This window comes from Vescimonas sanitatis, from assembly GCF_049060325.1.
GTDB classification, from domain to species: domain Bacteria; phylum Bacillota; class Clostridia; order Oscillospirales; family Oscillospiraceae; genus Vescimonas; species Vescimonas sanitatis.
The window spans coordinates 79,678-97,585 of the sequence record NZ_JBMGPW010000009.1; the positions used below are offsets into that span (position 1 = coordinate 79,678).

A 17,908-nucleotide genomic window follows, 5' to 3' on the forward strand; every position below is an offset into this window, starting at 1 on the left:
AGATGATGAAATTGAAAAACCAAACCATTGATTTGGGCCTGAGAGGCTATGATGAGCTGTTCATGACCGAGCAGGAGCGGGCGGACACCCGCAAGCCGAAGGTGGAGGAACTACCGCTTTCGGAGCTGACGCCCTTCAAGAACCACCCCTTCAAGGTGAAAAACGACGCGGAGATGGCGGAGCTGATGAAAAGCATTGCCGACGCCGGCGTGTTGTCTCCCGCCATGGCGCGGCCCAAGAAGGGCGGCGGATACGAGCTGATTTCCGGCCACCGGCGTCTGGCGGCCTGCAAAGCGCTGGGGATGGACACCATGCCGGTGATTATCCGCAAGCTGACCGACGAGGAGGCCGTCATTACCATGGTGGACAGCAACCTACAGCGGGAGCACATTCTGCCGTCGGAAAAGGCCTTTGCGTACAAGATGAAAATGGAGGCGCTGCGCCACCAAGGGCGAACTTCGGACCAACTTGGTCCGAAGTTGACAGTCGAAGAAATTGCAAAGGGAGACAGTGCCTCTCAAGTCAAACGCTATATCCGCCTTACCAACCTGATCCCCGAAATCCTCCAGATGGTGGATGACGGAAGGATTGCCCTGACTCCGGCGGTGGAGCTGTCGTATCTGCAGCCGTCCGAGCAGGAAACGCTCTTCTCCATTATGGACTGCGACGAGGTGACGCCGTCGCTGTCTCAGGCTCAGCGGTTGCGACGCATGAGCGAGGAGCAGAGGTTTACTGATAGTGCAGTGATGCAGCTCATGTCCGAAGTCAAGGGCAATCAGGTGGAATATGTCAAGGTGCCGGTGGACAAGCTCCGCAGTTTCTTCCGTCCGGACACCTCTATGAAACAGATGACCGAGACGCTTGTCAAGGCTATGGACTTTTACAACAAACATTTGGAGCGTCAGCACCGAGACCGCGACGCCCGCTGAAAGGAGATTTTACAATGAAAGAAATCATAAAAGAAATCATTGAATTCGATTTGGACGAAGGAAGAATGGACTATCTGGATGATATGATTGACGTGTTTTCCAAAGACGGCTGTGAAATGGTGGATATCCTCTTCGACAGATTCCTAAAGAAATACTACGCTGATATTGATGTCAGCAACGAACGAATGACCATCAATCTCACTGACGAAGAAGGACATGTATTGTCCTTTAATCTGAGCCAAAGCGAGGTCCATTATGTGCTTCACATGGTCGAAAGAAGGCTCAACAGCTTTATGCGCGACGACGGAGGAGGTGGTTTCGGTGACGAAGACTGAGCTGCAGACCATGTATGAGGTGATGTTCACGGATTACCCCGACATTGTGAACGTTGCCCAGGTCCAGTCCATGCTGAAAATCAGCCGCCATCTGGCCTACGAGCTGATTGGCGACGGGTATATCCCCGGCATGAAAATCGGAAACGCCTACCGCATTCCGAAAATCAACGTGATCCGCTACGCTCTCTCGGCGGGCAATCCCCAGCCGGCAGCGTGACACGGATTTGAACTGAAACGACACATTGGACGGGCATCTGAGTAGGCCGTATAATGGTTACGGTCCGAAAGGGTGCCCGTTCATACGCTGTCAGCAAAAGGAGGTATGGATGAATGATAGCGGGACACCTGCAAATAAAAAACGACAATTACTACATGGTGCTGAATTACACGGATGCCAACGGCAAGCGCAGGCAGCCGTGGATTCCCACAGGACTTTCCGCAAAGGGAAACAAGCGCCGCGCCGAGAAGCTGCTGCTGGACACCCGCCAGAGCTTTGTCCCGCCGGTTGTGAGCAAGGAGAACGAGGACATCTCCTCTAATATGCTGTTTGCCGACTACATGGAGCTGTGGCTGGAGATTATCCGCAGCTCGGTGGAAAAGACCACCTTTTCCTCTTACACGCAAATGGTAAAGAGGAAGATCGCACCGTATTTCCGAAACACCGGACTGACGCTGGACGGAATTCAAGCCAAGCACATTCAGAGCTTTTATCTGCATGAGCTGAAAAGCGTGTCGCCCGGTACGGTGATCCACTATCACGCCAATATCCACAAGGCACTGAAATACGCCGTCAAAATGGACCTGATTCCCTTCAACCCCGCCGACAAGGTGGAGCGCCCCAAGAAGCAGCGGTATATTGCGGACTATTACCGGCAGGAGGAGCTGGAGAGGCTGCTGGAAGCGTCCAAGGATCATCCGTACTCCCTGCTGATTCAGATGACCGCCTTTTACGGCCTGCGCCGCAGCGAGGCGCTGGGGCTGAAATGGGACGCCATCGACTTTGAGCGGGACACCATCACCATTAAGCACATTGTAACCAACGCAAAGATAGACGGCAAATGTGAAATCGTCTGCGCCGACCGCGCCAAGACGAAATCAAGCCTGCGCTCCCTGCCGCTGGTCAGCAACATCCGGGAAAAGCTGCTGGCGCTGAGGGAGCAGCAAAAGGAGAATAGGCGCGTATGCGGAAATTGCTACAGCAAAAAGTATGACGGCTATGTTTTTGTGGATGCCATGGGCAATATCTTCAACCCCAGAAGCGTTACCGCCAATTTCAGCAAGCTGCTGGAGCAGAACGGTCTGCGGCACATTCGCTTTCATGATCTTCGCCATAGCTGCGCCAGTTTGCTGCTGGCCAATGGCGTCCCCCTCAAGCACATTCAGGAGTGGCTGGGACATAGCGACTTTACCACCACGGCGAATATCTACGCCCACTTGGATTACAAATCCAAGATCACCTCGGCACAGGCGATGGAGACAGGGCTTTCCCTGCCGGAGGGCGGCGACTTCAGCAGCCGCTGGGGGTCGATCGGTGCCGGGGAGAACTTCTGATTTTCTCCCCTGAAAACCGAAGATCGTGCAGGCTTATCCTTTGGGCAAAAATAAAAAAGCCTGTAATCGGCGTGATTACAGGCTTTTTGTGGCGGAGAGTTAGGGATTCGAACCCTAGAGACCTTTCGGTCTACAGCATTTCGAGTGCTGCACCTTCGACCACTCGGACAACTCTCCGTGTCTATTTTCGTCCGGTTTTCTTTCCAGAAATTTGCTCAAAAATTCGTTGGAGAGAAAACAGGAGAGACGGCAAAAAATATTCGATTTTGAGATTTTCTGTGTTGAGGAATATCAAGGAGAATCAGGGGGACGAAATTCCCAGCTTCTGCCGAAATTTCGAGTGCAGCTCGTTACAACCACTTCGATACGCTTCCGTGTATAAATATTCACTTTTGGGGACTAATCACATGATTTCGAGTCAGTCCCGTTATGACCACTTCGATACCGCTGCTTGTCACGGGGTGTATCATACCATACTTTCCGCTGGGGTGCAACTTCTTTTTCTGCGGGGTATATTTTGACGCGGCGGCGCATGTACTGATGGGAGAGGGGGGACGGCTATGGAGAAGCGGGTGCTGATCTGGGATGATGGCCTAAATTATGTAAACTACATGGAAGCGCTGCGAGCAGTGGACCTGACGCCGGTGGTAGGGCGCGAGGCGGCCGGCCCGTGCGCTGCGCTGCTGCTTCCCGGCGGTGGGGATATCGCGGATCGCCTGCCGGAGGATGAGATCCGGACGATCAGAGCCTATGCGGCAGCGGAGAAGCCGATTTTGGGTATCTGCCGGGGAATGCAGGCGCTGAACGTGTTTTTCGGCGGGACACTGTATGCACGTGTGCCGGGACACCAGGTCAAGGTGGGCGATATTCTGCATGACACACGGGCGGTGGGTGAACTGGCGGAGCTGGTGGGTACTGCGCCCCGGGTCAACAGCAACCACCACCAGGCCATCTGCCGCCTGGGGCGGGGGCTGGGTGTGCGGCAGTGGGCGGCGGATGGCGTGATCGAAGGGATATGTCACAGCCGCCTGCCGGTGCTGGGGGTACAGTGGCACCCGGAGCGCCAGGCATTTGCGCTGCGGCGGGGGGAGGCTGCGGACGGTGCGGCGGTGTTCTGGTGGCTGCGGCGGCAGGCAGAAAAGAACAGCGGCGGTTGACAAGGGCGGTCAAGTATGCCTATAATGGAGAAAATCGACAAGCGAGGTATACCGCTATGGAAAAGCTCCGCGCCTTTCTGAAACGAAAGGACATCGTTTTCTCCGCCAAGCGCTATTTTATCGACGCCATGGGGGCCATGGCCCAGGGACTGTTCTGCACGTTGCTGGTGGGTACCATCCTTAACACCATCGGGCAGCAGTTCCACATCGGGTTCCTGAACGCCGTCATCGTCACCATCGGCAAGGGTGACGGCGCGGTGCACTACACCATTGGCGGGCTGTGCTCGGTTATGGTAGGCCCCGGTATGGCCGTGGCCATCGCCCGGGCGCTGAACGCGCCGCCGCTGGTGCTGTTCTCACTGATCCCCGTGGGTTTTGCCACCAACTACATGGGCGACGCGGGCGGCCCTCTGGCGGTGCTGTTCGTGGCCATTGTTGCCGCGGAGCTGGGCAAGGCCGTCAGCAAGGAGACGAAGATCGACATTCTGGTGACGCCCATCGTCACCGTGCTGGTGGGCGTGGGCTTCGCCGCGCTGATCGCCGCGCCGGTGGGCACGGCGGCCTCCGCCGTGGGACAGGCCATCATGTGGGCAACGGAGCTGCAGCCCTTCTTCATGGGCATCATCGTCTCCGTGGTCATCGGCGTGGCGCTGACGCTGCCCATCTCCTCCGCCGCCATCTGTGCGGCTCTGGGGCTGACAGGCCTGGCCGGCGGCGCTGCCGTGGCGGGCTGCTGCGCCCAGATGGTGGGCTTCGCCGTTATGAGCTTCCGTGAAAACCGCTGGGGTGGCCTGGCCGCCCAGGGCCTGGGCACCAGTATGCTGCAGATGGGCAATATCGTCCGCAATCCCCGGATATGGATACCGCCTACGCTGGCTGCCGCCATCACCGGCCCTGTCGCCACCTGCCTGTTCCGCTTGGAGATGAATGGCGCGCCGGTGTCCTCCGGCATGGGTACCTGCGGCCTGGTGGGGCAGATCGGCGTCTACACCGGCTGGGTCAACGATGTGGCCAGCGGCGCAAAGGCCGCCGTCACCGGCATGGACTGGCTGGGCCTGGTGCTGATCTCCTTTGTGCTGCCCGCCGTGCTGACGTGGCTCATCGCCATCCCCCTACGGAAGTGGGGGTGGATCAAGGACGGCGATCTGAAGCTGGATCTGTAAAACACAAAAAAGGCGGCGTCAGCCGCCTTTTTTGCTGAGCCGAAGCAGGCGGGGTTGTCTATAACTTTGGGGAGTTGACTCACGATTGCTTCTATCTCGTTTTTGTGCTTTCCGTTTCGCTCGTTCCTTCGCTTGACGTTTCCTCTGCACAGCCGGTGACAGGAAAATGTCGTATGCGCTAAGCGCAAAGATGCCGGTAAATACAGCGCCGATCGAAATGAGAATTACCCGGCTGGTTTTCCGCTCTCTGTTAGAATCACGCAGTGAAAAACACAGCGTACCATCCGCTTCCAGCTCTGCGATTTCAGGAGTCGCATCCCAAGGCCGCCAATTATAGCCGGTATAGACACGGATACGAATCGAATGAGGAGTGCTGTTGAAATCGGAAGGAATCTTCTTGTAGCACGAAAAGCCAAAGGTGTATTCCGTTCCGTCCGTGCATATCAACAACGGAATAGGATATAATCTGTGGCTGTAAAGAAAAGACTCGTGTTTGAGACGCGGTACAAAAGCGGCTCGTTCGTCCGGTTTGGCTTGGTTTACAAGACTTGCACAATATGGTATAATCATCTATCAGCAACGAGGAAAGGAACGACCACAATGGAATTATCGGCAAAGCTGGTGCGTTCACAATTGAATTTTTTTAAGCCCTTTGTGGCGGGTTGCTCACTGGAGACTACCCGCAAGGGACAGGATAAGCTGGGCGAGCTGATGAGCGCCCTGCACAAGCGGGAGGTGATCTTCCGCGACCACGACTTCGAGCAGTTCAAGGGCGCGTGGGTCATGCCTAAGGACGAGCGCCGCAGCGGCGTGGTGCTGTATCTCCACGGCGGCGGCTATACCTGTGGTAGTCTGGACTATGCCAAGGGCTTTGCGGCTACGCTGGCCAGCGAGTGCGGTGTGCGCGTGTTCTGCGGGGCGTACCGCCTGGCGCCGGAGAACCCCTATCCCGCCGCGTTGGAGGATGCACTGACTGCCTACGACTATTTGCTGAAAAAGGGCTACGCGCCGCAGCAGATTTTGCTGTGCGGCGAGAGCGCCGGCGGCGGGCTGATCTGCGCTCTGTGTCTGAAGCTGAAGCAGCTGGGCCGGGAGCTGCCCTGCGGGCTCATCGCCATCTCGCCCTGGGTGGACCTGACCGGTTCCGGGAAGTCCTACGAATTCAACCGGGACAACGATCCGTCCCTGACGGAGGAGCTGCTGCAATTCTACGCCAGGTGCTATACGCAGGACCCCACGGACCCGCTGTGTTCGCCCCTGCTGGGCGACCTGACGGGCTTCCCGCCGACGCTGATCTTCGCCGGCGGCGATGAGATATTGCTGGATGACGCCCGGGGATTGCATGAACGGCTGAAAAAGGCCGGGAGCAAAAGCAGGCTGATCATCGCGCCGGGGCGCTGGCACGCCTATGTGCTCTATTGCCTGCAGGAGAACATGGAGCAGGATATCTATGAGATCAACCGCTTTATGACGCAGAACCTGTCCCCGGCCCGGAGCCTGCGGTGGATGCGTCTGGACAACGCGGCCAAGATATATCCCGCTGCCAAGCGGCGCAACTGGAACAATTTTTTCCGCATCTCCGCCACGCTGGCGGAGCCGGTAGACCGCGCGGTGCTGGCAGCGGCGCTGGATGTGACGGTGCGGCGTTTCCCGTCCATTGCCGTACGGCTGCGGCGGGGTGTGTTCTGGTACTATCTGGAGGAGATACCCCACACGCCGCCCATACAGGACGAAAAGAGCTGCCCGCTGGCCCATGCGCCGTTCCGCCAGGTGCGGCAGTGCGCCTTCCGGGTGCTGGTGTATAAGGACCGCTTTGCGGTGGAGTTTTTCCATGCGTTGACCGACGGCACCGGCGCACTGGTGTTTGTCAAATCACTGCTGGCGGAATATCTCAGTGAGAAGTACGGTATCTCCGTCCCTGCGGAAAAGGGCGTACTGGGACGGTTAGAGGAGCCGTCGCCGGAGGAGCTGGAGGACAGCTTTGCCCGGTATGCTGGGGATGTGACCGCCAGCCGCGCCGAGGCCACGGCCTGGCACCTGACCGGCACGCCGGAGACAGATGGCTATAAGGACCTGGTGACACTGATGGTGCCGGCGGATAAGCTGCGTTCCTGCGCCAAAGACCACGGCGTGTCCGTGACGGAGCTGCTGTGTGCCGCCATGATGCAGGCTATTCTGGAGCTGCAGACGGAGAAGGTGCCCAACCCCCGCCACCGTAAGCCGGTGAAGGTGCTGCTGCCGGTAAATCTGCGAAAGCTGTTTCCCAGCAAAACGCTGCGGAACTTTGCGTCCTATATTACCCCGGAGATCGATCCGCGGCTGGGGGCGTGCAGCTTTCAGGAGCTGTGTGCCTTGGTGCACCACAAGATGGGACTGGAGAACAACCGCTGGACTATGCGGGCCAAGTTTGCCGCCAATGTGGCCAGCGAACGTTCGCCCGTGCTGCGGGTCATGCCGCTGTTCATCAAGAATATCGCCATGAAGGCCGTGTTTGACACGGTGGGCGAGTGTAAGTCCTGCTTGTGCCTGTCCAACCTGGGCCGCGTGGAACTGCCGGACGTGATGGTGCCCTATGTGCGCCGGATGGACTTCATCATCGGTGTGCAGGCCAAGGCACCCCACAACTGCGGCGTGGTCACCTGGGGGGATACAGCCTATATCAACTGTATCCGCAGTATCCGGGAGCCGGAGCTGGAGTATCACTTCTACCGCGTGCTGCATCGGCTGGGACTGCCCGTTAAGGTCGAGAGCAATATGCGCTGACACAACGGGAGAAAGGAGCCTTTCTTATGTATTGCATCAAATGTGGCGTGGAGCTGGCGGACAGCGAGCGCGTTTGTCCCCTGTGCGGCACCCGGGTATTTCATCCCGATCTGCCCTGCGGACAGGGTGAGCCGCCCTACCCGCCGGCTGACCATCCCCGCCACGAGGAGGTCAGCCGAATCGGCGTGCTGTTCGTCATCTCTGTGTGTATGCTGCTGCCGGCGGTCATCACCGTGCTGTGCGACTGGCGCATCAACGGGACCATCGTCTGGTCCGGCTTTGCCGTGGGCGGATTGCTGCTGCTGTATATCCTGGCGGTGCTGCCTCTGTGGTTTAAGCGGCCCAACCCGGTGATCTTCGTGTCCATTGACTTCGCGGCCATCGGCGTGTTCCTGCTGTATGTGAACTACGCCACCGGAGGCCACTGGTTTTTGACCTTTGCGCTGCCGGTCACAGGCGCGGCAGGGCTGCTGGTGTGCGCCATGGTGACGCTGCTGCGGTATCTGCCCGGCGCGGCGCTGTACATCTGCGGCGGGGCGCTGATCCTGTCCGGCGGCATGGCGGTGTTGGTGGAGTTTCTGCTGAACCTGACCTTCGGCCTGCACGAGACGTTCCTCTGGTCCTTCTACCCGCTGGCGGCGGGGGTGGTGCTGGGGGCCATGCTGCTGGTCATCGCCATGTGCAAGCCCCTGCGGCGCAGCCTGCACCGTAAGTTCTTTATCTGAGAGGTACCCCATGCAGATGATTTTTATCGACATCGACAACACCCTGCTGGATTTTGACGCCTACATCCGGCAGACCATGCGGGAGGGCTTCGCGCACTTTGGACTGAAGCCCTACGAGCCGTACATGGAGGCCGTGTTCCACCGGGAGAACGGAAAACTCTGGCGGCAGATCGAGCAGGGCACGCTGACGTTCCGTGAGCTGGAAGAGATCCGCTGGAACAACGTGTTCCGAGCACTGAATATCGATTTTGACGGACAGGTATTCGAAAAGTATTTCCGCGCGGCCCTGTACGACAGCGCTATCCCCGTGGACGGGGCCATGGAACTGCTGGAGGCGCTCCACGGCAAGTATCCGCTGGCGGTGGCCAGCAACGGACCATACGATCAGCAGCTCCACCGGCTGGAGCTGGCGGGCATGAAGCGGTATTTCGATTGGTTCTTCGTGTCGGAGAGACTGGGTGCGTCCAAGCCGGCCCGGGCCTTTTTCGATGGGGCGTTTGCAGCACTGAACGATGGATGTGAAGCGGCCATCGCGCCGAAGGACTGTGTGATCATTGGGGACTCCTTGACCTCCGACATGGCCGGCGGCCGGCAGTATGGCATGAAGACCTGTTACTACCGCCGCCCCGGCGCGGCAGAGGGTACGGATGTGACCTGGCAGGTGACGGATCTGCGGCAGATACCGGCATTGTTGGAGGGTACGGCATGATGACCATCAACGAATACCAGCAGCGGGCCATGGCTTCGCTAAATCCCGAATTGAAGGGCCGGGATGTGCTTATCAACAGCGTCATGGGCCTGTGCGGCGAGTCCGGCGAGGCCATCGACATCGTGAAGAAGTGGCTGGCCCAGGGCCATCCGCTGGACCGAGAGCATCTGGCCAAGGAGTTGGGGGACGTGGCCTGGTATCTGGCCGAGGCGGCCACGGCGCTGGACCTTGATCTGAAGGATATCCTCCGGGCCAACCTGGAGAAGCTGGAGCACCGGTATCCAGACGGCTTTTCCACGGAAAAGTCCGTGGGCCGGGATAAGAACGATCTGTAAGAAAAACGGAAGCGGCGGCTTCCGCTTTTCTTCTTCACGGGGACTTGACACCGGGATTTTTTGTGATACACTGAGGCGGTGCGCATTTTTTGCTTAGGAGGGATAGCCGTGCTGCAATCATTCCTCACCGTGGGGCAGCAGATACTCACACTGTATTTGCTGCTGGTGGTGGGCTTTGTACTGGGAAAGGTCAAGCTGCTGGATGACCGCGCCTCGGTGGCCCTGAGCAGCCTGGTCATGTACGTGGTGTCCCCCTGTATGATGGTGGTGGCGTTTCAACGGCCGCTGGAGCATACGGCACTGCACAACTTCGGCGTAGTGACGGGTGTCTCGGCCGTACTCCATGTGGTGTTTATTGCGGCGGCCATGCTGCTGATCCACGACAGGGACCGCGAACGGCAGAACTGCCTGCGCTTCGCCGCAGTGTTCTCCAACTGCGGCTTTATGGGCTATCCCCTGATGGCCGCGCTGCTGGGCAGCATCGGCGTGTTCTATGGTTCGGCCTACGTCATCGTATTTACTATACTCAGCTGGACATGGGGCGTCTATGTCATCACAGGCGACCGCAGCCAGCTGCTGCTGAAGCCCCTGCTGCTGAACCCCGGCGTTATCAGCGTGGTGCTGGCTATGGCGCTGTATCTCGGGCAGGTGACGGTGCCGGAACCCCTGATGGTCCCCATCAACTATCTGGCGGACCTGAATACGCCGCTGCCCATGCTGGTGGTGGGCTATCAGCTGAGCCACGCCAATTTCAAGGCGGCGCTGCAGGGTATCAGCTCCTGGGTGACGCTGGTGCTGCGGCTGCTGGTGCTGCCTCTTACCTCACTGGGCATCTGCCTGGCGCTGAACGTGTCCCATGACCTGACGCTGGTGCTGCTGATCGCGGCCAGCGCGCCGCCGGCGGCGCTGCTGAGTATGTTCGCCGCCCGCTTCGGCAAGGACACCGCCCTGACCTCGTCCCTGGTGTCGGTCCAGACGGCGATCTCCGCGTTGACCATGCCGGTATTGGTCGGCCTGGCAGAGGTGCTTGGATAAAGAAACATCCCCCGGCGGAGCCGGGGGATGTTTCTTTATCCGCGGTGCAGTATGGCGTCCAGATCCTGTTGGGGATGGGTGATGGGCTGCAGCTGATAGGTATCCACCAGCGTCTTGACCACCGTCTCTGACAGGAAGGCCGGCAGGGTGGGCCCCAGGTAAATGCGCTTGATGCCCAGAGCCAGCAGTGTCAGCAGGATGCATACCGCCTTCTGCTCGTACCAGGACAGCACCAGCGTCAGCGGCAGGTCATTGACGCCGCAGCCAAAGGCATCGGCCAGGGCCAGCGCGATCTGCACAGCGCTGTAGGCGTCGTTGCACTGGCCTACGTCCAGTATGCGGGGGATGCCGTTGATATCGCCCAGATCCAGGTCATTGAAGCGGAACTTGCCGCAGGCCAGCGTCAGGATCAGCGAGTCCATAGGCGTGGACTTGACGAAGTCCGTGTAGTAGTTGCGTCCGGGGTGCGCGCCGTCGCAGCCGCCTACCAGAAAGATGTGCTTCACCGCGCCGCTTTTGATGGCGTCGATCACCGCCGGGGCGCTGTCGCCCAGCGCCTTGTGGGCAAAGCCGGTGGTCAGGATATGTCCGCCGTTGATGCCACTCATGCTCCGGTCGGTGCTGTATCCGCCCAGGGCCAGCGCCTGGTCGATGAGGGCGGAGAAATCCTTGCGGCCCTGCCGGTCCTCCGGGATGTGCTTCAGTCCGGGATAGCCCACCACCGACGTGGTATAGATACGGTCGGCATAGCTGGGACGGGGCGGCATGATGCAGTTGGTGGTCATCAGAATGGGTGCGGGAAGGCTGTCGAACTCGCTTTGCTGGTTTTGCCAGGCGGTGCCGAAGTTTCCGGCCAGCTGCGGGTATTTTCGCAGCCCCGGATACCCGTGGGCGGGCAGCATCTCGCTGTGGGTGTACACGTTGACACCGGTGCCTGTCGTCTGCTCCAGCAGCTGGTGCAGGTCCTCCAGATCATGGCCGGATACCACGATGAACGGCCCCCGACGGATGTCCGTGTGGACCTTTGCGGGCGCCGGGTCACCGAAGGCGGCGGTGTTGGCCTTGTCCAGCAGGGCCATGCATTGATAGTTTACCAGACCAAATTCCGTGATGAGGGCCAGCCACTCCTCAACGGTGTGCTCCTGCCGCAGGGCGCACAGCCCCTTGTAGAACCACTGGCTGACCGCCTCATCCTCCTGCCCAAGGCGGAAAGCGTGATGGGCATAGGCTGCCATACCCTTCATGCCGAACAGCAGTGTGGCGCGCAGAGACACGATGTCCGTATCGCCGCGCCATAGCCAACTCGGGTCCTGTATCGGCAGACGCTGGGGCGTCAGTTTTTCGGCGCGGCGGATATAACCCTGCAGGGCCGCATCGTCAAAATTTACGTTGGTCAGCGTGGCGAACAGACCGTCCGCCAGCAGGTGTGTGACTTCCGGAGGATAGTCCTCCTTGGCGGCATATATCTCCGCCAGGTGGATGAGGGAGCACACCAGATAGTCCTGCAAATTGGCGGTTTTCGGCTGCTTGCCACAGACGCCGGTGCGGACGCAGCCGCTGTTGCCCGCCGTCTGCTGACACTGAAAACAGAACATTTCAGACATAGAATACAAACCTCCTGACAGTATAGCAGCGATAGTCTGCCCTGCCGGGAGGAAATATATACAAAAAGGGAGACGCGCAGCGTCTCCCTTTTCTCAAAATTTCAGCAGAACGCCCACCAGGGCGGAAATGCCGATGAACACGATAGGGTGCCACTTCTTTACCACTGGCACCCAGTTGGTACACACCAGCAGCACCGCAGCCAGGGCGATAGCCGGCCAGTTCAGCACGGCCAGACCGGTCATACCACTGTGCAGCAGGGCGATAGGTACTACGGAGATGCCCGCCGCAGCCACCAGCGCGGTGGAGGCGGGGCGCAGGCCGCAGAACGCGGCGCTGACCCACTTGCTGTCGCGAAAGGCCTTCAGGAACGCCGCCACGATGAGAATGACGATAACAGAGGGGGTTACCAGCCCGATGGTGGCCACCAGCGCGCCGCCGATGCCACCGGTGGTGAAGCCCACGTAGGTGGCCATGTTCACGCCGATGGGGCCGGGAGTGGACTCCGACACCGCCAGCATATCCGCCAACTGGGCATGGGTAAACCATCCAGTGCGTTCCGCCATATCCTGCAGGAAGGGCAGAGTGGCCAGCCCGCCGCCTACGGCGAACAGGCCGGTCTTGAAGAATTCCCAGAATAGTTGGAGGTACAGCATTATTTCGCCCTCCTTATCACGTTCTGAATGACGATGCCCAGCGCCGCGGCCGCAGCCACGAAGATGACGGGGGACAGGTCGGTGAGCAGCGCCGCCGCCAGCACAGCAAGGAAGATCAGCCCGGCGGCCCAGTCCTTCACAGAGCCCTTGAACAGCTTGACCACCGCGTTGAAGATCAGCACGCACACGCATACGCGGATACCCGCAAAGGCGTGCTGCACCCAAGCCAGATGGGAGAAGCTGTTGATGACGCCTGCCAGTGCAGTGATGATGATCAGCGATGGGAACACAATGCCCAGCGTGGCCACGATGCCGCCGATAATACCGGCCTGCTTCTGCCCTATGAAGGTGGCGGTGTTTACAGCGATGATGCCGGGGGTGCACTGGCCGATGGCAAAATAGTCCACCAGCTCCTCGTCTGTAGCCCAGCCCTTGTCCTCCACGACCTCGCGCTGGAGGATGGGCAGCATGGCCATACCGCCGCCGAAGGTCATGACGCCCACCTTGGCAAAGGTGAGGAACAACTGAGCGAGAAGTTTTGTGTTCATGCTCGTATCACCTCATTCTATATATCCGTACAGTCCCCGCACTGAGACCTCGCCGCTGCGGACTGTCTCCGTTTCGCCGTTTTCATACTGCACCGTCAGGCCGAACTGTTCGTCTATGGCCAGCGCCGTGGCCTGCCGGACGGTATTGCCTCGCAGGACGCGCACGGGTCTGCCCAAATTCACGCACCGCCGCCGGTATTCCGCCAGCCATTCCACTGGGTCGGTCAGCACAGTCCGCATGGCTGTCAGCTGGGCCAGTATGGCGTCTGCCAGCGCGTCCGGCGACACGTCAAGCTCTTGTAGGGCAAGGGATGTGGCCATGTCCGCGATGTCCGGCGGAAAAGAGGCCTGTCCCACATTGACACCGATACCTACCACCAGCCACGCCGCACTGCCGTCAGGGAGCAGGGAGGACTCGGTCAGAATGCCGCAGAGCTTTTTGCCGTGCAGCACCACATCATTGCACCACTTGATGCCGCAGTCCGTGTCGCAGAGGCTCTCAACAGCGCGGCACACAGCCACCGCGGCCAGCGGTGTCACGGTGAGCAGCTGCCCGGCCGGGCAGTCCTGCCACAGGGCGGAAAGATACAGGCCGCCCTCCGGTGATTGGAACGAACGGCCCAGCCGGCCCTTACCAGCGGTCTGCGCCCGGGCGATGACGGCGGTGCTGTCCAGCCCCTGCGCGGCAAGGGCCTTGCATACGTTGTTGGTGGAGTCCACGGTGTCATAGCGCAGAACATCCCAAGTCACGGCCATCATCTCCTTTCGGTCGAAAACACATTGTAGCACTGTATTCCGCGTTTGTAAATAGTTGACAGGTGTTAAGGAATTTAGTATCATCAGGACAGTTTTTGGAGGAGGGACGCCTATGAACACCCGTACCCGCAAGCTGGTCTATACCGCCCTGTTCGCCGCGCTGACGGCGGTGGGTGCGTTTCTGCGTATTCCGATGGTGTACAGCTCCGTGACGCTGCAATACCTGTTCACTGCCATGGCGGGGCTGCTGCTGGGTCGGAGGTGGGGCGCTTTGAGCCAGGCGGTGTACGTCCTGCTGGGGCTGGTGGGCCTGCCCATCTTCACCATGGGCGGCGGCTTTGGCTATGTGTTCCAGCCCACGTTCGGGTTCCTGCTGGGGCTGATCCCGGCCGCATGGGTGGTGGGTGCCGTGGCAGGGGAGAGTCTGGACCCCAAACGCATGGCACTGGCGTCGCTGGCGGGACTGGCCGCTCTGTACGCCGTGGGAATGCCCTACATGGCCTTGATACTCAACGCCTACATGGGCAAGGGTATGACGTTTTCCGCGCTGCTGTGGGCGGGGATGCTGCCCTATCTGCCGGGAGACGCCGTGAAGATCGTCGTGGCGGCGGGCGTATGCCCCATTTTGCGGCGGCGGTTAAGAATGGCGGATGGCAGCGATAAGCGTGGCGAATGACCTTGTGCAATACAGCCAAATCATCTTCTGAAATTTTGACAGGATATTGGCACAGAAGTGTATTGCATTTTGCGGCTGTGCCCCGTATAATAGGCAAGAAAATGAGAGGAGGGACACGCCATGACCTGCAAGACGATCGTGAAAAAGCGGACTGGCGCTCCCTCTGTTTTTGTTTCTGATATTGTTTCCATTTGACCGGTGATTTTTCACCGGTCATTTTTTCAGGCAGTTTGTAAGTAAGTAAACATATACGGATGAACGAGAAAGAGAGGACAAGTCACATGAACAAGAAATTAGGACACGATGCCATCTACGACGCCCGGGAGCTGGGCGTGCCCCGGATGCTCCTGTTGGGCCTGCAGCACCTGTTCGCCATGTTCGGCGCTACGGTGCTGGTGCCCATCCTGGTGACGGGCTACGGCCTGCCCCTGTCCATCCAGACCACCCTGCTGTTCGCCGGTATCGGCACGCTGCTGTTCCACGTCTGCACCAAGTTTAAGGTACCCGCCTTCCTGGGCTCCTCCTTCGCCTTCCTGGGCGGCTTCCAGGCGGTGGCTGGTCTGAACACCGGCAAGTTCGCCGCCATGACCGGCGAGGAGAAGCTGCCCTACGCGCTGGGCGGCGTGGTGGTCGCGGGTCTGCTGTATCTGGTGCTGGCCCTGCTGTTCAAGCTGGTGGGTGCCAAGAAGGTCATGCGCTTCTTCCCCCCCATCGTCACCGGTCCCATCATCATCCTCATCGGTCTGAACCTGTCCGGCACCGCCGTGGCCAACGCCTCCACCTGCTGGTGGCTGGCTCTGGTGGCTATCGCCATCATCATCGTCGCCAACATCTGGGGTAAGGGTATGGTCAAGATCATCCCCATTCTGCTGGGCGTGGTGGGCGCGTACATCGTGGCGCTGATCGCCGGCAAGGTGGACTTCACCGAGGTGGCCGGCGCTGACTTCGTGGGTCTGCAGAAGTTCGTCCTGGCCAAGTTCGATGTGACCTCTATCCTGGTCATGGCGCCCATCGCCATCGCCGCCATGATGGAGCACATCGGTGACATGTCCGCCATCTCCTCCACCACCGGCAAGAACTTCATCGAGGATCCCGGTCTGCACCGCACCCTGCTGGGCGACGGTCTGGCCACCGCCTTCGCCGGTATGTTCGGCGGCCCCGCTAATACCACCTACGGCGAGAACACCGGTGTTCTGGCCCTGAGCCGCGTCTACGACCCCCGGGTCATCCGTCTGGCCGCCCTGTACGCCATCATCCTGAGCTTCTCCCCCAAGTTCGACGCACTGGTGAATTCCATCCCCACTGCCATCGTGGGCGGTGTCAGCTTCGTCCTCTACGGTATGATCTCCGCCGTTGGTGTGCGCAATGTGGTGGAGAACCGCGTTGATCTGACCAAGTCCCGCAACCTGATCATCGCCGCCGTCATCTTCGTCTGCGGCCTGGGCTTCGCCTCCACCGGCGGCATCACCTTCACCGTGGGCAGTGCCGACATCACACTGACCGGCCTGGCCATCGCCGCCCTGGCGGGCGTGATCCTGAACGCCGTCCTGCCCGGCAACGACTACGAGTTCGGCAAGAGCGTCGAGGGCGACGCCAGCGCCGACCTGGGCAGCTATTGAGCCATATCTTGAATGGATACCGGGCCGCGCGGCCCACACCCCGGGGACGCACGGACAAAAGGCAGGCATCGTAAGATGCCTGCCTTTCTGTTGTCCACTTTTGTGCAACACCGGAGAAAAACACCCCGCATAATAGGACGGCATACACTGTAACGGTGCCGCTGAATAATGTGTGGGGAGGACACAAAGGATGAAAAACGAAACTTCTGTTATGGCAATTCTGGCGGCGGCGCTGGGTGCGCTGTGCAGCTACGCTTCGGCGCTGGTGGTGCCGCTGGCGGTGCTGATCGCCGTAATGCTGGCGGACTATGCCAGCGGTATGGCAAAGGCCTGGAGCGCGGGCAAGCTCTGCTCCAAAACCGGCCTGCGCGGTATCCTGAAAAAGTTGGGCTATCTGGTGCTGGTGGGTGTAGCCGGTGTGGTGGACTGGTTGGTGCGTTACGGCCTGACCCAGGTGGGGGTGGAGGTCAGCTTTCAGTTCCTGATGGCGGCGATGGTCATCGTCTGGCTCATCATCAACGAATTGATCTCCATCCTGGAAAACGTGGCGGCGCTGGGCGGCCCGGTGCCGGGCTTTTTACGCAAGCTGCTGACGCGGCTGAAAGTCGCCGTAGAAACAAAAGCAGGGGAGGGGGACCAAAATGCAGATCAATGAAGTTGCCTATAAGTGGGCGGGTCAGTTGGCCCGACGGACGGCCACCCGCCGCATCATCCTGCACCACGCCGCGGCGGTAACGTGTACGCCGCAGCAGGTCCATCAGTGGCACCTGGCCAACGGGTGGACGGGGATCGGCTATCACTTTTTCATCCGCAAGGACGGCACCGTCTATCGCGGCCGTCCGGAGGACACCGTGGGCGCCCACGCCGGGAACAATAACTACGACAGCCTGGGCATCTGCTTCGAGGGCAGCTTTGACCGCGAGACCATGCCTGACGCCCAGCTGCGCGCTGGGCAGGAGCTGGTGGCATACCTGAAGCAGAAGTACGGCATTTCCACCATTCAGCGCCACAGCGATGTGAACGCCACCGGCTGTCCCGGGGACAATTTCCCCTTTGATGCCCTGGCGGGCGCGCAGACTGCAAAGCCTGCGGTGCCGGCGCCGGTGGTCTCCGGCACGACGCTGACGCTGCCATTGCTGACCACCGCCAGCCGCGGCGATACCGTGCGCTGTGTGCAGGCGGCGCTGACCGGACTGGGCTACGACGCCGGCGGGGCGGACGGTATCTATGGGACCAACACCGCCGCGGCGGTCAAGCGTTTCCAGGCATCCCGGGGCATTGCCGCTGACGGCTTGGTGGGCCGTGATACCTGGCACAAGCTGCTGGGTGCGTAGAAAAAATAGCGTGCG

The 17,908-nt window shown here is 59.9% G+C and carries 19 protein-coding genes and 1 tRNA gene; 15 read left to right on the forward strand and 5 right to left on the reverse strand.

Annotation, left to right across the window (positions count from 1 at the left end; translation table 11 throughout):
• The first annotated feature begins 2 nt into the window (after positions 1-2).
• The 4 genes from ACOMDU_RS11485 to ACOMDU_RS11500 all read left to right on the forward strand — a co-directional run bounded on the left by ACOMDU_RS11485 (position 3) and on the right by ACOMDU_RS11500 (position 2,815).
• A complete protein-coding gene (locus ACOMDU_RS11485; RefSeq protein WP_421130439.1) occupies positions 3-929 on the forward strand; it encodes a ParB/RepB/Spo0J family partition protein in 927 nt (308 codons plus the stop codon).
• 14 nt (positions 930-943) lie between these two features.
• Entirely contained in the window at positions 944-1,264 is a 321-nt protein-coding gene (locus ACOMDU_RS11490) for a hypothetical protein (RefSeq protein ID WP_418568376.1), read from the forward strand.
• The gene (locus tag ACOMDU_RS11495) at positions 1,251-1,481 is read left to right on the forward strand and encodes a helix-turn-helix domain-containing protein (RefSeq protein ID WP_421130440.1); all 231 of its coding nucleotides are present in this window, start codon (positions 1,251-1,253) and stop codon (positions 1,479-1,481) included. The genes ACOMDU_RS11490 and ACOMDU_RS11495 overlap by 14 nt, the downstream gene beginning before the upstream one ends.
• Positions 1,482-1,594: 113 nt before the next feature.
• Entirely contained in the window at positions 1,595-2,815 is a 1,221-nt protein-coding gene (locus ACOMDU_RS11500) for a tyrosine-type recombinase/integrase (RefSeq protein WP_421130441.1), read from the forward strand.
• A gap of 89 nt (positions 2,816-2,904) precedes the next feature.
• Here ACOMDU_RS11500 and ACOMDU_RS11505 read toward each other — a convergent pair.
• A tRNA-Ser gene (locus ACOMDU_RS11505) sits at positions 2,905-2,992 on the reverse strand.
• A 383-nt stretch (positions 2,993-3,375) separates the two neighbouring features.
• Here ACOMDU_RS11505 and ACOMDU_RS11510 point away from each other — a divergent pair.
• The 7 genes from ACOMDU_RS11510 to ACOMDU_RS11540 all read left to right on the forward strand — a co-directional run bounded on the left by ACOMDU_RS11510 (position 3,376) and on the right by ACOMDU_RS11540 (position 10,702).
• Positions 3,376-3,972, forward strand: a complete 597-nt coding sequence (locus ACOMDU_RS11510) for a gamma-glutamyl-gamma-aminobutyrate hydrolase family protein (RefSeq protein WP_421130442.1) — start codon at positions 3,376-3,378, stop codon at positions 3,970-3,972.
• Between the two features lie 56 nt (positions 3,973-4,028).
• Positions 4,029-5,135, forward strand: coding sequence for a PTS sugar transporter subunit IIC (locus ACOMDU_RS11515; protein WP_421130443.1), 1,107 nt, complete (start codon positions 4,029-4,031; stop codon positions 5,133-5,135).
• Between the two features lie 633 nt (positions 5,136-5,768).
• Positions 5,769-7,898 carry an alpha/beta hydrolase fold domain-containing protein gene (locus ACOMDU_RS11520; RefSeq protein WP_421130444.1) on the forward strand — a complete coding sequence of 710 codons (2,130 nt, stop codon included), beginning with the start codon at positions 5,769-5,771 and terminating at the stop codon, positions 7,896-7,898.
• Between the two features lie 26 nt (positions 7,899-7,924).
• On the forward strand, positions 7,925-8,623 hold the full coding sequence (locus ACOMDU_RS11525) for a DUF6320 domain-containing protein (protein ID WP_421130445.1): 699 nt from the start codon (positions 7,925-7,927) through the stop codon (positions 8,621-8,623).
• 10 nt (positions 8,624-8,633) lie between these two features.
• The gene (locus ACOMDU_RS11530) at positions 8,634-9,332 is read left to right on the forward strand and encodes an HAD family hydrolase (RefSeq protein ID WP_421130446.1); all 699 of its coding nucleotides are present in this window, start codon (positions 8,634-8,636) and stop codon (positions 9,330-9,332) included.
• A complete protein-coding gene (locus ACOMDU_RS11535) occupies positions 9,329-9,667 on the forward strand; it encodes a nucleoside triphosphate pyrophosphohydrolase family protein (RefSeq protein WP_421130447.1) in 339 nt (112 codons plus the stop codon). The genes ACOMDU_RS11530 and ACOMDU_RS11535 overlap by 4 nt, the downstream gene beginning before the upstream one ends.
• 108 nt (positions 9,668-9,775) lie before the next feature.
• Positions 9,776-10,702, forward strand: coding sequence for an AEC family transporter (locus ACOMDU_RS11540; RefSeq protein WP_421130448.1), 927 nt, complete (start codon positions 9,776-9,778; stop codon positions 10,700-10,702).
• A gap of 35 nt (positions 10,703-10,737) precedes the next feature.
• Here ACOMDU_RS11540 and hcp read toward each other — a convergent pair whose 3' ends face one another.
• The 4 genes from hcp to ACOMDU_RS11560 form a co-directional block, all read right to left on the reverse strand.
• Positions 10,738-12,306, reverse strand: a complete 1,569-nt coding sequence (gene hcp, locus ACOMDU_RS11545) for a hydroxylamine reductase (RefSeq protein WP_421130449.1) — start codon at positions 12,304-12,306, stop codon at positions 10,738-10,740.
• Positions 12,307-12,399: 93 nt separating this feature from the next.
• Positions 12,400-12,960: a chromate transporter gene (locus tag ACOMDU_RS11550; RefSeq protein WP_421130450.1), complete on the reverse strand. Its 561-nt coding sequence runs from the start codon at positions 12,958-12,960 to the stop codon at positions 12,400-12,402.
• Positions 12,960-13,508, reverse strand: a complete 549-nt coding sequence (locus ACOMDU_RS11555; protein ID WP_421130451.1) for a chromate transporter — start codon at positions 13,506-13,508, stop codon at positions 12,960-12,962. Before ACOMDU_RS11555 ends, ACOMDU_RS11550 begins: the two co-directional genes overlap by 1 nt.
• A 12-nt stretch (positions 13,509-13,520) precedes the next feature.
• A complete protein-coding gene (locus ACOMDU_RS11560; RefSeq protein WP_421130452.1) occupies positions 13,521-14,258 on the reverse strand; it encodes a biotin--[acetyl-CoA-carboxylase] ligase in 738 nt (245 codons plus the stop codon).
• 118 nt (positions 14,259-14,376) lie between these two features.
• On the opposite strand from ACOMDU_RS11560, the gene ACOMDU_RS11565 reads away from it, so the two are divergent.
• The 4 genes from ACOMDU_RS11565 (at position 14,377) to ACOMDU_RS11580 (ending at position 17,893) form a co-directional block, all read left to right on the forward strand.
• Entirely contained in the window at positions 14,377-14,940 is a 564-nt protein-coding gene (locus ACOMDU_RS11565; protein ID WP_421130453.1) for a biotin transporter BioY, read from the forward strand.
• 281 nt (positions 14,941-15,221) lie between these two features.
• Positions 15,222-16,559 carry a uracil-xanthine permease family protein gene (locus ACOMDU_RS11570; protein WP_421130454.1) on the forward strand — a complete coding sequence of 446 codons (1,338 nt, stop codon included), beginning with the start codon at positions 15,222-15,224 and terminating at the stop codon, positions 16,557-16,559.
• 190 nt (positions 16,560-16,749) lie between these two features.
• A complete protein-coding gene (locus ACOMDU_RS11575; RefSeq protein ID WP_421130455.1) occupies positions 16,750-17,214 on the forward strand; it encodes a phage holin family protein in 465 nt (154 codons plus the stop codon).
• Positions 17,201-17,893, forward strand: coding sequence for a peptidoglycan recognition protein family protein (locus ACOMDU_RS11580; RefSeq protein WP_421130456.1), 693 nt, complete (start codon positions 17,201-17,203; stop codon positions 17,891-17,893). Before ACOMDU_RS11575 ends, ACOMDU_RS11580 begins: the two co-directional genes overlap by 14 nt.
• Positions 17,894-17,908 lie beyond the last annotated feature (15 nt).

Bases quoted from the DNA above. Each gene is read 5' to 3' on its own strand.
- ACOMDU_RS11485 (WP_421130439.1), top strand. From the start codon at position 3: ATGATGAAATTGAAAAACCAAACCATTGATTTGGGCCTGAGAGGCTAT.
- ACOMDU_RS11490 (WP_418568376.1), top strand. From the start codon at position 944: ATGAAAGAAATCATAAAAGAAATCATTGAATTCGATTTGGACGAAGGA.
- ACOMDU_RS11500 (WP_421130441.1), top strand. From the start codon at position 1,595: ATGATAGCGGGACACCTGCAAATAAAAAACGACAATTACTACATGGTG.
- ACOMDU_RS11510 (WP_421130442.1), top strand. From the start codon at position 3,376: ATGGAGAAGCGGGTGCTGATCTGGGATGATGGCCTAAATTATGTAAAC.
- ACOMDU_RS11515 (WP_421130443.1), top strand. From the start codon at position 4,029: ATGGAAAAGCTCCGCGCCTTTCTGAAACGAAAGGACATCGTTTTCTCC.
- ACOMDU_RS11525 (WP_421130445.1), top strand. From the start codon at position 7,925: ATGTATTGCATCAAATGTGGCGTGGAGCTGGCGGACAGCGAGCGCGTT.
- ACOMDU_RS11530 (WP_421130446.1), top strand. From the start codon at position 8,634: ATGCAGATGATTTTTATCGACATCGACAACACCCTGCTGGATTTTGAC.
- ACOMDU_RS11535 (WP_421130447.1), top strand. From the start codon at position 9,329: ATGATGACCATCAACGAATACCAGCAGCGGGCCATGGCTTCGCTAAAT.
- hcp (WP_421130449.1), bottom strand. From the start codon at position 12,306: ATGTCTGAAATGTTCTGTTTTCAGTGTCAGCAGACGGCGGGCAACAGC.
- ACOMDU_RS11550 (WP_421130450.1), bottom strand. From the start codon at position 12,960: ATGCTGTACCTCCAACTATTCTGGGAATTCTTCAAGACCGGCCTGTTC.
- ACOMDU_RS11555 (WP_421130451.1), bottom strand. From the start codon at position 13,508: ATGAACACAAAACTTCTCGCTCAGTTGTTCCTCACCTTTGCCAAGGTG.
- ACOMDU_RS11565 (WP_421130453.1), top strand. From the start codon at position 14,377: ATGAACACCCGTACCCGCAAGCTGGTCTATACCGCCCTGTTCGCCGCG.
- ACOMDU_RS11570 (WP_421130454.1), top strand. From the start codon at position 15,222: ATGAACAAGAAATTAGGACACGATGCCATCTACGACGCCCGGGAGCTG.
- ACOMDU_RS11575 (WP_421130455.1), top strand. From the start codon at position 16,750: ATGAAAAACGAAACTTCTGTTATGGCAATTCTGGCGGCGGCGCTGGGT.
- ACOMDU_RS11580 (WP_421130456.1), top strand. From the start codon at position 17,201: ATGCAGATCAATGAAGTTGCCTATAAGTGGGCGGGTCAGTTGGCCCGA.